11 protein-coding genes and 1 pseudogene are annotated in these 13889 nt (G+C 54.4%); 4 read left to right on the top strand and 8 right to left on the bottom strand.

The genetic code is table 11. From position 1 onward, the window contains the following. Positions 1–117 precede the first annotated feature (117 nt). The 5 genes from ACEQ15_RS12870 to ACEQ15_RS12890 form a co-directional block, all read right to left on the bottom strand. Positions 118–960: a universal stress protein gene (locus tag ACEQ15_RS12870; RefSeq protein WP_370279595.1), complete on the bottom strand. Its 843-nt coding sequence runs from the start codon at positions 958–960 to the stop codon at positions 118–120. Then, positions 947–3307 (bottom strand): RND family transporter, encoded by a 2361-nt coding sequence (locus ACEQ15_RS12875; protein WP_370279596.1) that lies wholly within the window; start codon positions 3305–3307, stop codon positions 947–949. Before ACEQ15_RS12875 ends, ACEQ15_RS12870 begins: the two co-directional genes overlap by 14 nt. Further along, positions 3307–4335, bottom strand: coding sequence for a WD40/YVTN/BNR-like repeat-containing protein (locus ACEQ15_RS12880; RefSeq protein ID WP_370279597.1), 1029 nt, complete (start codon positions 4333–4335; stop codon positions 3307–3309). The genes ACEQ15_RS12875 and ACEQ15_RS12880 overlap by 1 nt, the downstream gene beginning before the upstream one ends. A 396-nt stretch (positions 4336–4731) precedes the next feature. Then, positions 4732–6762 carry an FAD-dependent oxidoreductase gene (locus tag ACEQ15_RS12885; RefSeq protein WP_370279598.1) on the bottom strand — a complete coding sequence of 677 codons (2031 nt, stop codon included), beginning with the start codon at positions 6760–6762 and terminating at the stop codon, positions 4732–4734. A gap of 75 nt (positions 6763–6837) precedes the next feature. Continuing rightward, positions 6838–7677, bottom strand: a complete 840-nt coding sequence (locus ACEQ15_RS12890) for a crotonase/enoyl-CoA hydratase family protein (protein ID WP_370279599.1) — start codon at positions 7675–7677, stop codon at positions 6838–6840. Between the two features lie 138 nt (positions 7678–7815). On the opposite strand from ACEQ15_RS12890, the gene ACEQ15_RS12895 reads away from it, so the two are divergent. Beyond that, positions 7816–8427 (top strand): TetR/AcrR family transcriptional regulator, encoded by a 612-nt coding sequence (locus ACEQ15_RS12895; RefSeq protein ID WP_370279600.1) that lies wholly within the window; start codon positions 7816–7818, stop codon positions 8425–8427. Between the two features lie 248 nt (positions 8428–8675). On the opposite strand, the gene ACEQ15_RS12900 is transcribed toward ACEQ15_RS12895, so the two are convergent. Beyond that, complete coding sequence (locus tag ACEQ15_RS12900; RefSeq protein WP_370279601.1) at positions 8676–9062, bottom strand: RidA family protein; 387 nt, start codon at positions 9060–9062, stop codon at positions 8676–8678. 327 nt (positions 9063–9389) lie between these two features. After that, the gene (locus ACEQ15_RS12905) at positions 9390–10643 is read right to left on the bottom strand and encodes a D-amino acid dehydrogenase (protein ID WP_370279602.1); all 1254 of its coding nucleotides are present in this window, start codon (positions 10641–10643) and stop codon (positions 9390–9392) included. A gap of 135 nt (positions 10644–10778) precedes the next feature. Here ACEQ15_RS12905 and ACEQ15_RS12910 point away from each other — a divergent pair, with 135 nt between their 5' ends. Continuing rightward, positions 10779–11276, top strand: a complete 498-nt coding sequence (locus ACEQ15_RS12910; protein WP_282350827.1) for an Lrp/AsnC ligand binding domain-containing protein — start codon at positions 10779–10781, stop codon at positions 11274–11276. On the opposite strand, the gene ACEQ15_RS12915 is transcribed toward ACEQ15_RS12910, so the two are convergent. Then, on the bottom strand, positions 11249–12169 hold the full coding sequence (locus ACEQ15_RS12915; RefSeq protein WP_370279603.1) for a LysR substrate-binding domain-containing protein: 921 nt from the start codon (positions 12167–12169) through the stop codon (positions 11249–11251). The genes ACEQ15_RS12910 and ACEQ15_RS12915 overlap by 28 nt on opposite strands. 119 nt (positions 12170–12288) lie before the next feature. Here ACEQ15_RS12915 and ACEQ15_RS12920 point away from each other — a divergent pair, with 119 nt between their 5' ends. Together ACEQ15_RS12920 and ACEQ15_RS12925 are read left to right on the top strand one after the other, a co-directional pair. Further along, the gene (locus ACEQ15_RS12920) at positions 12289–13602 is read left to right on the top strand and encodes a D-serine ammonia-lyase (RefSeq protein ID WP_370279604.1); all 1314 of its coding nucleotides are present in this window, start codon (positions 12289–12291) and stop codon (positions 13600–13602) included. Between the two features lie 142 nt (positions 13603–13744). Next, positions 13745–13889: pseudogene (locus tag ACEQ15_RS12925) on the top strand (sodium:alanine symporter family protein); the annotation flags it as partial.

Consider the following 13889-nt stretch of genomic DNA (forward strand, 5'->3'; position numbering starts at 1 on the left):
GTTTGTAGCCAGAATCGAGAGATGGTATCTACAGGTGCTTCGTAGCAGCCCGCTCCGAGGGCGACATAAAAAGAAAAGAGATTTAAGTCAGAAATTTCAGAAAGAAGCCGTTGCCAATTATGTCATCAACGACGGCAACGGCTGGTCGATCCCGGCGCGCAGGACGAGGATATCGGTATTTAAGCGGTCGAGAATCCGTTCGGCGGTATTACCCAGCAGGGCCGCGGACATCCCTTTACGGGCAAGGGTCCCCATCACCACCAGCGAGGCGTCGATCTCGTTGCTGACATGCGGGATCCAGTGCTCCGGAGGCCCTTCCCCCACATGCAGCTGAGCCACCTGCAAGTTCATCTCAGACAGCACTTTTTCACCAGAACGTTGCGCACGCTGGTCTATCAGTACCTGGGACTGCATCTCTGGTTCAACGCCCTGCATCGCCATAGGTGTCGCCACCGCCGCGTGTAAAGGCACGTTTAGAGAGTGGGCGATAAAACCCGCCAATATCAGAATACTCTGGTTGTGTACCCGCAACTGCGGGTTGTCGGTGGTCGTGTTCACTGCGGCCAGGATACGACCATCCGCCCAATGCAGCTCCTGTTTTACTAGCAGGACCGGGCAAGGTGTTTCACGCAATAACTGCCAATCGCGAGGGGCCAACAACCTTCGGTTGCTGTGCCTTGGGTCACAGCCTTTCACTAACAATGCAAAGTGATCCTGTTGCCAGCGCTCCTGCACTGAATCGATCAGATCCTTGGTGAGCACCTCCTGGGTGAAGCACACAGCGCTGGCTTGCAGTGCCGCCAGGTCCAGCGCCAATCCCGTCCAGGGTTCCGACTTACCCACCCAGAGCAGCTCCAGCTCACAGCCCATCCGCTCGGCAATCAGGTGGGCACGGTGCAACGCTTTTGGACTGTGCTCACCACTATCCAGAATCACCAAAATCCGTTTACTGAACAACATGTACCCGCTCCTTCTCCTCGGTATGCAGCAGACAAGCCAATGCCGGTAGCAGAATCAACGCCCCCAGCATGTTCCAGATGAACATGAAGGTCAGCAATACGCCCATGTCCGCCTGGAAACGGATCGGCGAGAACACCCACAGCACCACACCAATCGCCAGGGTCAGGCCGGTGAAGGCAACGGACTTACCGGTGCTCTGCAGAGTTTCCAGATACGCCTGCGACAGGCTGTGGCCCTGCACCAGATAGGTGTTGAGCTTGGAATAGATATAGATGCCATAGTCCACACCGATACCCACACCTAGGGCGATCACTGGCAATGTGGCCACCTTTACACCAATACCCAACTGCGCCATCAATGCCTGGCAAAGCAGCGAAGTCAGTGCCAGTGGTGTGATAATGCAGAACACCACTTTCAGGGAACGGAAGGTCAACAGGCAGAGGAAACTCACCACGCCGTATACCCAGAACAGCATCTCGTACTGGGCCACACTGATCACCTCGTTGGTGGCCGCTTCAAAGCCGGCATTACCGGCCGCCATCAGGAACTCGATCTGATCGGAGTTGTGTTCCTCGGCAAACGCCTCCACCGCTGCAGTCACCCGTAGCAGGGTTTCCGCCTTGTGATCATCCAGGAAGATAATCACCGGCAGCAGGGAGCACTTGGCATTCATCAGGCCCGCAGGCACATAGGCCAGCGAGGCGTTGATCACCATCTGGTTGCGGCTTACGGAGCGCCATTTCAGGCTGCCTTCATTGAGGCCCGCAGTGACCCGCTCGGATACATCCGCCAGCGAGATACTGCTCTGTATACCGGGTACATTTTTCAGGCCGTGCTGGAACTGATCCACCAACGCCAGGGTTTGGTAGCTACTGCACTGCTCATCGCCGGTTTTCACCATCACCACAAAGGTGTCACTGGAGGTGGAGTAATTCCCGGTAATAAAGGCGTTATCCAGGTTATAGCGGGAATCAGCACGCAGCTCGGGCGCCCCCGAATCCAGGTCGCCGATCTTCAGATCACCGCTATAGATGAAACCCAGTCCCGCCATAAAGACCGCCACGGCGAGAGCAGTAAATGCACCTTTGGGGCGGCTAAACACCGTCAGCAGCTGCCAGCGGCTGTGGGTCCGGTTGGCGGCTTTTTGTGCACGCTTCACCGCCTTCTCACCCACGCCAAAATAGGACATCAGCACCGGCAACAGCAGCAGGTTGGTAAGGATGATCACCGCCACCCCCACCGATGCAGCAACGGCCAGATCCTGGATCACTTCGATTTCAATCACCCGCAGGGTGACAAAACCGATGCCATCAGAGATCAGTGCGATCAGACCGGGGATGAAAATCGCTCGGAAGGCGCGCTGTGCCGCCAGGCGCTTATCCGCACCCTGCGCAGCCTCCAGAGTGGTGGTATTGACGATCTGCACACCGTGGCTGACGGCGATCGCAAACACCAGAAACGGCACCAGCATGGAATACGGATCAAGACCGAAGCCGAGTGTATTCAGCAGGCCCAGCTGCCAGATGACCGCAATCACGGAACAGGTCAGCGGAATCAGTGTACCCGTGACACTGCCGGAGTAGAGGTAGAGCAGCACCAGCGTCACAGCAAAGGCGATGGCAAAGAACACCGCCACCTGGGCGGCGCCGTCGATCAGGTCACCGACGATCTTGGCAAAGCCGGTGATGTGGATCTCAATGCCTGGACGCTCATATTTATCGCGAATCAGTTCTTCCAGCTGATGGGAGAACTTCTGGTAATCCAGTTTTTCACCGGTCTGGGGATGACGGTCGAACAATGGCACCTGGATAATGGCGGACTTGAAGTTATTCGCCACCAGACGTCCCACCTGACCGGAGCGCAGGATATTGATTCGCACCTGCTCCAGGCTTTCGGCCGATCCATCATAGGTCGGCGGAATGACCGGCCCACCGACGAAGCCCTCTTCGGTCACTTCGGTCCAGCGGATGTTGGGGGTCCAGATCGACTTCAGCGCAGAACGATCCACGCCGGGAATAAAGAACACCTCGTCGGTAACCTGTCGCAGGGTCTCCTGAAACTCGGCACTGAAGATATCCCCTTCCGTAGCTTCCACGGAGATCCGCACGCTGTTGCCAAGACCTGCCAGGTCATCCCGGTATTGCAGGAAGTTACTCACATAAGGGTGACTGGACGGAATCATCTTCACAAAGCTGGCATCCGGGCGGATCATGCTCGCCTGCCAGACGAAGATCAATGTCAGCAACGCGAACAGCCCCACCACCAGCCCTCGACGGTAGAACAGAAAACGCTCCAGTAACTGCTCGCTGGCTCTTATCGGTGCCAGCAATTGACGGGAGAAACTCATCAGGAACGTTCTCCCTGTGGATTATTCGAGAGTTGTACGCGGGTAATACCGGCTTCACCCACCAGAATCAATTGCTGCCCGACACGCACACCGGACGAGAAACTGGTGCGCGTAGGCGCCTTCAGTGACCCAAATGTACCGTTCTGCTGCTGGAGCAACAGGCCTCCCTGCCCGATCAGGATCAGCTCCCCCTGAGCATCACTCAGACCCGCATTGATACTGCTGGTTGTTGGTAATCTCTCCTGCGTCCACTGCTCACCGTCCCGAGATGTGAACAGGTGACCACGCAGTCCCATCACATTGAGCTGATCTTTGCCTTCCTGCAGCGCAAAGAAAGAACCTTCATAGCCGGTATCCAGCTGATACCAGTTTCCAGAACCGTCGCGCTTGAATAGCGAACCCGCTTCACCGGCCAGATACAGCTCACCGTTGCGGGTAACGTGAATGGCATTCAAGTGAAAACGGTCCGGGTTAGGCAGCAGGTGATCGGCACTCTGCCAGCTTTTCCCCCCATCGCGGGTTTGCAGGAACATGCCGTAAGCTCCTGCCAGGTAACCTGTATTCCGATCGGTAAACCACAGATCCAGCAGCGGTACGCTGGCGCCGTCCTCCAATGCGTATTGGGCATCTTCCAGCGCATACTCCAGATCTTCCAAGGATAGATCGCCGTTGCCCCGGTTTTCATCCCATTGTTGGATTGTACTGTTCAGATCATGGATGCGGGTCTGGTTGATCTGGTTGCCATCCAACTTTACCTGCCAGCTTTCGCCGCCATCAACCGTCTGCAATGCAACGCCATCATGCCCCACAGCCCAGCCAACTTTCTCATCCACAAACTGTACGGCGGTCAGCAATACGCTGGACGGAACCTTGGCCTGGCGCCAGCTCTCGCCCTGATCATCGGAAATCAAAATAACGCCCTGCTCCCCTACGGCAACAAGACGGTTACCCACAGCCGTAATATCCAGCAGAAGCAGCTGGCGGGCCATCGCCACATCGATCACTTCAAGCGGTGTCGTATCACGCACCAGACGATCGGCAGTTCCGGCTGATACAGCCGGTGATGACAAACAAAAAATAGACAGGAGCGACCAAATGACCACCCGAAAAGTTGCTGCGCGTTCTCTCATATACGACCCGGTTCTTATATTTGTTGGGTAAACTGCGCCCGAGAGCTTTCGAGACTGTTACGCAGTTTCTTAGAAGATCAGCCATTCAGCAATGACATTTCAACCCAGGATTAGTGACATAAATCGCTACAAGACCTTTAGGGCACGGATTTAACAGGAAAAAATCGACTAGCCGAGCAAGGTGATAACTAACGTATTTGTGCAATACGTCCGATCTTTTAGAGCTTGAAGGAATAAAAAGGGGCACCCTGAAGATGCCCCAAACAGCTGTTCTTAAAGCTTAAGCTTATGATGTTAAAGCTGGGCAGCCAGGCGCGTACCCTGATCGATCGCACGTTTAGCGTCCAGCTCGGCAGCCAGGTCGGCACCGCCAATCAGGTGTACCGGTTTACTGCTGATCTGGTCAGCCAGACCACGGTTGGACTCCTGGCCCGCACAGACCACCACGTTATCCACTGCCAGCACCTGCGGTTCGCCATCAACTTGCAGGTGCAGGCCGTTATCGTCGATCTTCACATACTCACACTTGTTCAGCATGCGCACGCCCTTTTTGGCCAGATCCGTACGGTGAATCCAGCCGGTGGTTTTGCCCAAGCCAGCCCCCACTTTGCTGGCTTTGCGTTGCAGCAGATAGACTTCGCGGGCAGCCGGTTCGAAGTCCTGCTCGATACCTTCCACACCACCGCGTGCCTGCAGGGACATATCGATGCCCCACTGCTGCATAAAGGCTTCGATATTCTGGCTGGTTGATTCGCCCTGATGTACCAGCATCTCGCTGATATCAAAACCGATCCCCCCCGCGCCTATCACCGCCACCTTCTTGCCCACCTCGGCGCCGTGCATCACATCGAGGTATCCCAGCACTTTCGGATGGTCGATGCCTTCGAGTTCCGGTTTACGCGGTGTGATACCGGTCGCCACCACGATCTCGTCGAAATCCCCCTGCTCCAGTTCCTCTGCACTCACAAAGGTATCCAGCTTCAGTTCTACACCGGTTAACTCGACCTGGCGGGCGAAGTAACGCAGCGTCTCGTAGAACTCCTCTTTACCCGGAATCCGTTTCGCCACATTAAACTGACCGCCGATCTCGGACTGGCCATCAAACAGGGTGACCTGATGACCCCGTTTCGCCGCGGTTGTTGCAAACGCCAGGCCCGCCGGGCCAGCCCCTACAACCGCAAAACGCTTCGGCGCTTCGGTTGGTTCGATCTGCAGTTCGGTTTCGTGGCAGGCACGTGGATTCACCAGACAGCTGGTGAGCTTGCCAACAAAGATATGATCCAGACAGGCCTGGTTACAACCGATGCAGGTGTTGATCTCGTCGGCACGGGATTGCTCGGCCTTGGCAACAAACTCCGGATCGGCCAGGAACGGACGGGCCATTGACACCATGTCCGCATCACCCCGTGCCAATACATCTTCGGCAACCTGCGGCATGTTGATACGGTTGGAGGTGATGAGCGGGATATTCAGTTCTGCCCTAACGCGCGCAGTTACCCAGGTAAAGGCCGCACGCGGCACTTTGGTGGCGATGGTTGGGATACGCGCTTCGTGCCAGCCGATGCCGGTGTTGATAATAGTGGCACCGGCCTGTTCGATCTCTTTACCCAGTTGCACAATCTCATCAAAGGAGCTGCCACCCTCAACCAGATCCAGCATCGACAGACGGTAGATAATAATAAACTGCTCGCCCACCGCTTCACGCACCCGGCGCACGATTTCGACTGCAAAACGGATGCGCTGTTGGTATTCCCCCCCCCACTCATCATCACGGGTATTGGTGCGCTTGGCGATAAATTGGTTGATCAGGTACCCCTCAGATCCCATGATCTCTACACCGTCATAACCGGACTCTTTCGCCAGACAGGCACAGCGCACAAAATCCTGCATCTGCTCTTCGATCTGCGCCTCATCCAGCGGGTTGGGAGCAAACGGGTTGATCGGCGCTTTGATCGCTGACGGCGCCACCAGCTGCGGGCTGTAGGCATAACGTCCGGTGTGCAGGATCTGCATACATATCTTGCCACCCGCTTCATGCACTGCATTGGTCACGGTACGGTGCTTTGCCACATCCTCCTGACTGGCCAGCATTGATGATCCCTGATGTACAACACCAGCTTCGTTCGGTGCAATGCCTCCAGTCACGATCAGTGCGACACCACCACGAGCACGTTCGGCGTAAAAAGCAGCCATGCGCTCAAAACCGTTTGGTCGCTCTTCCAATCCCAAGTGCATGGAGCCCATCAGGATACGGTTTTTCAGGGTGGTGAATCCCAGGTCCAGCGGCTGGAACAGGTTTGGATACAGTGGGTGTGCGTTGCTCATCTCATTGATCTCTGTATTTTTATTCTTCGACTTTTTTGTTCTTTGTTAATCCGCGATAGTGCTATGTAGAAACTCTTACTTCAGCGGCTCGGTGATTGGCCGCAGCCCTTCATATTCCGGTGTTTTTTGCGTCATCTTGGCGCTGAAGGTTTGCACCATATCGGTTGGCTGGAACATACCCGCCTGCCAGGTGGCCATCATGGTCAGGCTGTCTGCCATGCTGTGGTCCCTCGCATAATTGATCATCTGCTTGGTACCGGTGACCGCCAGCGGCGAGCGCTCGGCAATTTGCTTAGCAATGGCCATCACTTCAGTGAGCATGGTTTCCTGGTCGGCAAATACCTGGTTTACAAAACCACTGCTTGCCGCCTCATCCGCCTGGATCTTACGTGCGGTGTAGGCCAGTTCCCGCGCCAGGCCCGGCGCAATCAACTGTGGCAGGCGCTGCAGGGTGCCCAGATCGGCGGTCATCCCCAGCTCGGTCTCTTTCACCTGGAAAAACGCATCTTCGGTGCAGTAGCGCATATCCGCCGCACACACCATATCCACTGCGCCACCAATACAACCGCCCTGAATCGCGGTCAGCACCGGCATACGCACCTCTTCCAGCACGTTAAAGCAGGCCTGCAGCTGCATCACCAAGCGACGCATCCCCTCGGCTTGACGACCGCGCTCGCCCTGAAACAGGGTTGGATTTGGATTGCTGAACACCTCCAGATCCATACCCGCAGAGAAATGCTTGCCACTGGAGCTGATCACAATCACCCGCGCTTCTGCGGCCTCATCAACGGCACGCATCGCGGCGGGCAGTTCGCTCCAGAATGCCTGGTTCATGCTGTTGTAGGCATCGGGGCGGTTCAGCTGCAGATGCGCAATATGATCCTCAACCGTCAGATCAAACGTGGTGTAACTCATAGATCCTCCTGTGACCCTGTGTTTGTCAGCCTGTACACACGTAGTTTGCAGTGTAGACAAGCACGCTCAAGCAATCTTGACACCGTCAAGTTATTACTCATTCTTGACGGTGTCAAGATGCATTGCTAGATTCCGCTCATGACTCAGGATAAAAAAACCTATCACCACGGCGACCTGCGCCAGTCCCTGTTGCAGGCAGCGACGCAGATCATCAGGGATGGCGGCGTGGACGCCCTCTCGATGCGTAAACTGGCCGATAACGTGGGCGTTTCACGCACCGCGCCGTACCATCACTTCAAGGATAAAAACGAGCTGTTGTGCGCCATTGCGGAGGCGGGGTTTGCCGACCATATCCAGGCGGTGAGTGAGCTGCCGCAGCAGCACCCGGAGCTGGAACCACGTTTGTTATTTGAACTATACGTGCTGGGCTATATCCGTTTTGCCGATGCAAACCCGGAAACCTACGATCTGATGTTCGGCAAGGAGATCTGGAAGCTGGGGCAGCCCACCGATTCCCTGAAAGTAATCTCAAAACGTTGCTTTCAGCACTGGTTGGAATGGATCGAAACCCTGCAGGGCGCGGGCATACTCACCAACCAGCACCCGACATTGCGGGTCGCACAGGCCAGCTGGGCAACACTGCACGGCTTATGCCGATTGCTGAACGACGGCATCTACGTCAATCGGGACGATCTGGAAGAGATGGGGAAAACTGCGGCGGCGATGCTGCTGGCGCAAGCGGTAAAATAGCGGGAAAGAGTGGATGTTCAGGGTATATGCCCAGACTGCAGAATACCGGCGTCCCGATATCCCTTAAACATCAGCCAAAGACATATACCCTGCGGCAAACAATCCTGTATTCAGGTCGCCAGGGGATGGCCTGACAGGAATTGCCTACCAAAGCCAGACTGATCGGTAGCGGTCAGTCGGGCTGAAAAAAAGAAACCCGTACATTCACATCAACCGATCTGCGGGTCTCTTCCTGCAAACGCCGAATCTTATTCGGCGGTTACCATGATTGCTTCAACTTCGATATCCGCATCTTTTGGCAGCTGCTTAACGGCGTATGCAGCACGCGCTGGGTATGGCTCTGCGAAGTAACGGGACATTACTTCGTTGACGATACCGAAGTATTTCAGGTCAGACAGCAGGATGGTTACTTTAACCACGTCAGCCAGGCTACCGCCCGCTGCTTCAGAGATTGCCTGCAGGTTCTGGAAAACACGCTCAGCCTGAGCTTCAAAAGACTCAGTTACCATCTCCATCGTTTCTGGTACCAGAGGGATCTGGCCGGAGATGTATACGGTGTTACCCGCTTTCACTGCCTGAGAGTAGGTACCGATAGCGGAAGGTGCCTTTTCAGTGCTGATAATGCTTTTGTTCATTGTTATTCCTTAAAAGACTGATAGTTGAATTCTTGAGGGCCGACGAACCGCATTCGAAGCGCCTCTAAAACCCGGTGCAGGATAAGTCGGGTTCTATCACGTAACGACCATATAATGACAGCATAATCGAAAAAAAAAACAGAGGCGTGTCCAGGTAAGTTACGAACTAGCCAGATAACGACTCTGAAATTCAGAGCCCTGCCCAGTCCCAACCTGAGTCCTGTAGCGCCTCTCAAAGGTCATTGGACGTCATGATTAGGGGTAAATCGGAAAAAACGGACGGGCGGACCCGTCCAAAGGGCTTATGATCGGTTGGCAGAGCCAGCGTTAGCGGTAACGCGCTACGCTCAGACCCGCAGTGTCGATATCCGGCTTGCGACCGCAGATGATATCGGCAACGTATCGGCTGCTGCCCAGAGACATGGTCCAACCCAGGGTACCGTGACCGGTATTCAGGACCAGGCTCTTGTATTTGGTTTCACCCAGTACCGGTACACTGTCCGGTGTCATTGGACGCAGGCCGGTCCAGAACTCGGCGTTTTTCAGATCGCCTGCGCCGGTGAACAGGTCATCCACGACGAAGTCGACGCTTTTACGGCGTTTCTCTGGCAGACCCAGGTCGTAGCCGGTGATCTCTGCAGTACCACCCACGCGGATACGGTCATCGAAGCGGGTTACAGCAACCTTGTAGGTCTCATCCATCACAGTGGAAACCGGCGCGCGGCTTTCATCGATGATCGGCAGGGTCAGGGAGTAACCTTTCACTGGGTATACCGGCACCTTGATGCCGATCTGAGCCAGCAACAGCGGGCTGTAGCTGCCCATCGCAACCACGTACTTGTCTGCGGTCAACAGACCCGCGGAGGTGTGAACACCGGTTACGTCGCCCTTCTCTACCTGCAGCGCGTCAACGCTGGTGTTGAAGATGAACTTAACGCCCAGTCGCTCACACTCTTTTGCCAGCGCCTGGGTAAATTTGAAGCAATCGCCGGTTTCGTCGCCCGGCAGGCGCAGACCACCCACGATTTTGTCTTTTTTGTACGCCAAAGCAGGTTCGGCATCGACACAACCTGCAACATCCAGCACTTCGTGACGTACGTTGCACTCTTTCAGAATGGCAACGTCAGCGCCACAAGCATCCATCTGCTTCTGGGTGCGGAACAGCTGCAGGGTACCCTGGGTACGCTGCTCGTAATTGATGTCCAGCTCGTTACGCATATCAACGAAGCAGTCACGGCTGTACTCGGCAATACGCAGCATACGCTCTTTGTTCACAGCATACGCAGATTCGCTGCAGTTACGCAGCATCTTGCTCATCCAGGAGTACATGGAGCCTTCCAGCTTTGGCTGGATCGCCAACGGTGCCAGGTCCTGCATCATCCATTTCACGGCTTTTTTCGGTACACCCGGAGCCGCCCAAGGCATTGCGTAACCTGGTGAGATCATTCCTGCGTTGCCATAGCTAGTTTCCAGCGCGGCCTCTGGCTGACGATCTACCACAGTTACCTCATGACCTTCTTTAGCCAGATACCAAGCGTTGGTTACACCAATTACACCACTGCCAAGCACAAGAACTTTCATAAACTCACCTTCTGGTTATTATTTGATCAATGCGAGATATATAACCATTCTATTCCAGGTTCGTCAGAATATTTCTTTGTATTTGTGCTATTATTAGCTGATATTACGAGAATAATAAAAATCGCAGAAAATATTATGGAAAGTAAGCGTAAGCCTTTGAAAAAAAGAAAGTTTGACCGTATTGACCGCAACATTTTGCGCATCTTGCAGCGCGAGGGCCGCATCTCGTACACGGAACTTTCCGACCGGGTCGGTCTGTCGACTACGCCCTGTATGGAACGTGTGAAACGTTTAGAGAAAGACGGTGTGATTGAGGGCTACTACGCCCGCATCCATCCCGAAGCTCTAGACTACCACATGCTGGTGTTTGTTGAGATCTCTCTCTCGTATCAATCACCGGATGCTTTTGGTGCGTTTAACCAGGCTGTGAAGAAGTTGCCTTATATCCAGGAATGTCACCTGGTTTCCGGTGATTCCGACTACCTGCTGAAAGCCCGTATCAGCGACATGTCCCAGTACCGTGAACTGCTGGGCGATATGCTGCTGACCCTTCCAGGGGTAAAGAACTCCAAGAGTTATATCGTAATGGAAGAGGTGAAGGAGTCTCAGGAGTTGCCGGTACCCGAGCGCTGAGCCAACGCCCGCAGCCAATCACGTAATACCCGCGCATTGGATACGTCCGGTGTGCCCTTTGGCAACAACAGGTAGTAGTCGCAACAGGACTTTACGGCAGGAAACGGGGCGATCAGGCGTCCCGTCTCCAGCTCTTCCTGCACCAGTGCACTGCGTGCCAGCGCCACCCCCAAGCCAGCACCGGCCGCAGCAATTGCCATATCCACCCGGTTAAAGTAGTGTCCCGAACCACTGCACACATCATTCAGCCCGCGCTGATCCAACCAAAATCGCCACTCGGCATCACGTGGCGAATCCGGCCATGGCATGGAATCGTGCAGCAGGGAGATCTTGTTCCAGACATCCGGATCAGACCAATCCGCTTCCGGCATGTAGGTGGGGCTGGTGACCGGCTGCAGGGTTTCCTCCATCAACAACAAGGCTTCAAACTCGGTGTACTCACCGTTGCTGTAATCGATCGCCAGATCAAAGTCACCGGTGGTCAAATCCAGCAACGCCGCATCGGCAAAAGTCTCGACGCGAATCTCGGGGTGGCTGTGATCAAAGGCCTGCAGATGTGGGATCAGCCACTTGAATACGAAGGACGGTGTCGACTTTAGTCTAACTACAGACTCTCCTGTCTGCCCCTGCAATTTTGCTAAAACCGTCTCAATTGCCTCCACCGAGCTCTGGGTGACTTTCAGCAACTCTGCCCCCTCAGCCGTGAGCTCTATCCCCCGGGGTTGACGTTCAAACAGCTTAAACCCCAGAACATCCTCCAACTTGCGAATCTGCTGGCTTACAGCCCCGGTAGTGAGGGACAACTCTTTGGCTGCATCAGAAAAACTGAGGAGGCGACCACAGGCCTCAAAGTGGACCAGTGATGCCAGTGTGCGGGAGTTAAGCTTTGCCATCTGTACCCTACAGAAATATGTATCGTTTAGTGAAACTAAACAGCCTTTAAGAAACTATCGTTTGTTCTGGGCAAGTTTTGTTCAGACAATAGTCTAAACACATTGAGGCAGGAATAGCGATGACCAACCTGAATCTGACCCAACAAGAACAAGAAAAACTCAGTTCCGGGCAACCTCTAATCTGGCTTAATCCCGCATACCAAAACGCAAACTCTGCACCTGATACACCGGATGTGGCAGGCATCTACGAAGCGGAAGCGCGCCTGGCACGCTTTGCGCCGCTGCTTATCGATCTGTTCCCGGAATTAAAAGAGGCAGGTGGCCTGATCGAATCACCACTGCTACCCACCGATACGCTGAACAAAGAGATCAACCCAATCGGTGGCCGCCTGTTTCTGAAAGCAGATCACGCCCTGCCGGTTGCCGGTTCCATCAAAGCCCGCGGTGGTATTCATGAAGTCCTTTGCTTCGCGGAGCAGCTGGCGCTGAAGGAAAATCTGCTCAGTGGCACCGATGATGATTATAGGAAACTTAACTCCGATCAGAGTCGGGCCGTTTTTGCTCAGCACACCATTGCCGTGGGCAGTACCGGTAACCTGGGCTTGAGCATCGGCATTATGGGTGCCGCACTGGGTTTCAACGCCGTGGTGCATATGTCTTCCGATGCCAAGGAGTGGAAGAAAGAGCGCCTGCGCAAACGAGGCGTCAAAGTGGTGGAACACACCGCAGACTACGGCGCCGCTGTGGCGGCAGGCCGCGCAGAATCAGACGCTGACCCACACAGCTATTTTGTCGATGATGAGAATTCACCGCGTCTGTTTATGGGGTATGCGGTCGCTGCACTGCGCCTTAAAAAGCAGCTTGATGCTGCGGGTATCGAGGTCAGTGCAGAACAGCCATTGATCGTCTATCTGCCAGCCGGGGTCGGTGGCGCTCCAGGCGGTATTGCTTTTGGCCTGAAATCCCTGTTTGGCGACAACGTACATTGTTTCTTCGCCGAACCGGTACAGGCGCCCTGCATGCTTCTGGGCATGGCAGGTGAACCGGGACAGGAGCCTGTTCCGATCTACGAATTGGGGTTGCAGATCGATACCGATGCCGACGGACTGGCGGTTGGTACTGCATCCCAATGGGTGTGTGACGCAGTGCGTCATCAGGTGTCCGGAGTTTACACGGCCACCGATGATGAGCTGTATCGGCACCTTTTTTCGCTAAAAAACCTGGAAAACGTCGAAGTTGAGCCTTCAGCAGCTATAAGTTGTTGTGGTCCAGCTATGCTTAACACAGGTTCGGGCCATCAGTACCTTGAAGCCCAAAACATCGCTAACTCATTGAAAAATGGGGTACATGTTGCCTGGTTAACTGGAGGGTCGTTTGTACCTGATAAGGAATATCAACGTTATCTAGAAAAAGCGATAAAAATTTCCAATTGAAAACAAGTTCAATAAGAGATACTTTGTTTCCTATTGGAAATAAAACATCCAATGCAAGAAACAAAAAGCAAGACCACTTGCTACTGTCCGTCCCTCTGGACAACCAGCGACTATAAAAATAACAAGGGGAGGTATCCTTCTGATGGAAGCTCTAAGTTCCATAATTGGTGAAATTAACGGTATTGTGTGGGGTTGGCCGATGCTGATCCTGATTTTGGGTGTAGGTTTCTTTATGAGCCTGGGCCTGAAGCTGATGCCGATCCTGAAACTCGGTACGGGTTTCAAAC

Origin of the sequence: Pontibacterium sp., from assembly GCF_964228735.1 — a bacterium.
Classification (GTDB): Bacteria; Pseudomonadota; Gammaproteobacteria; order Pseudomonadales; family Balneatricaceae; genus Pontibacterium.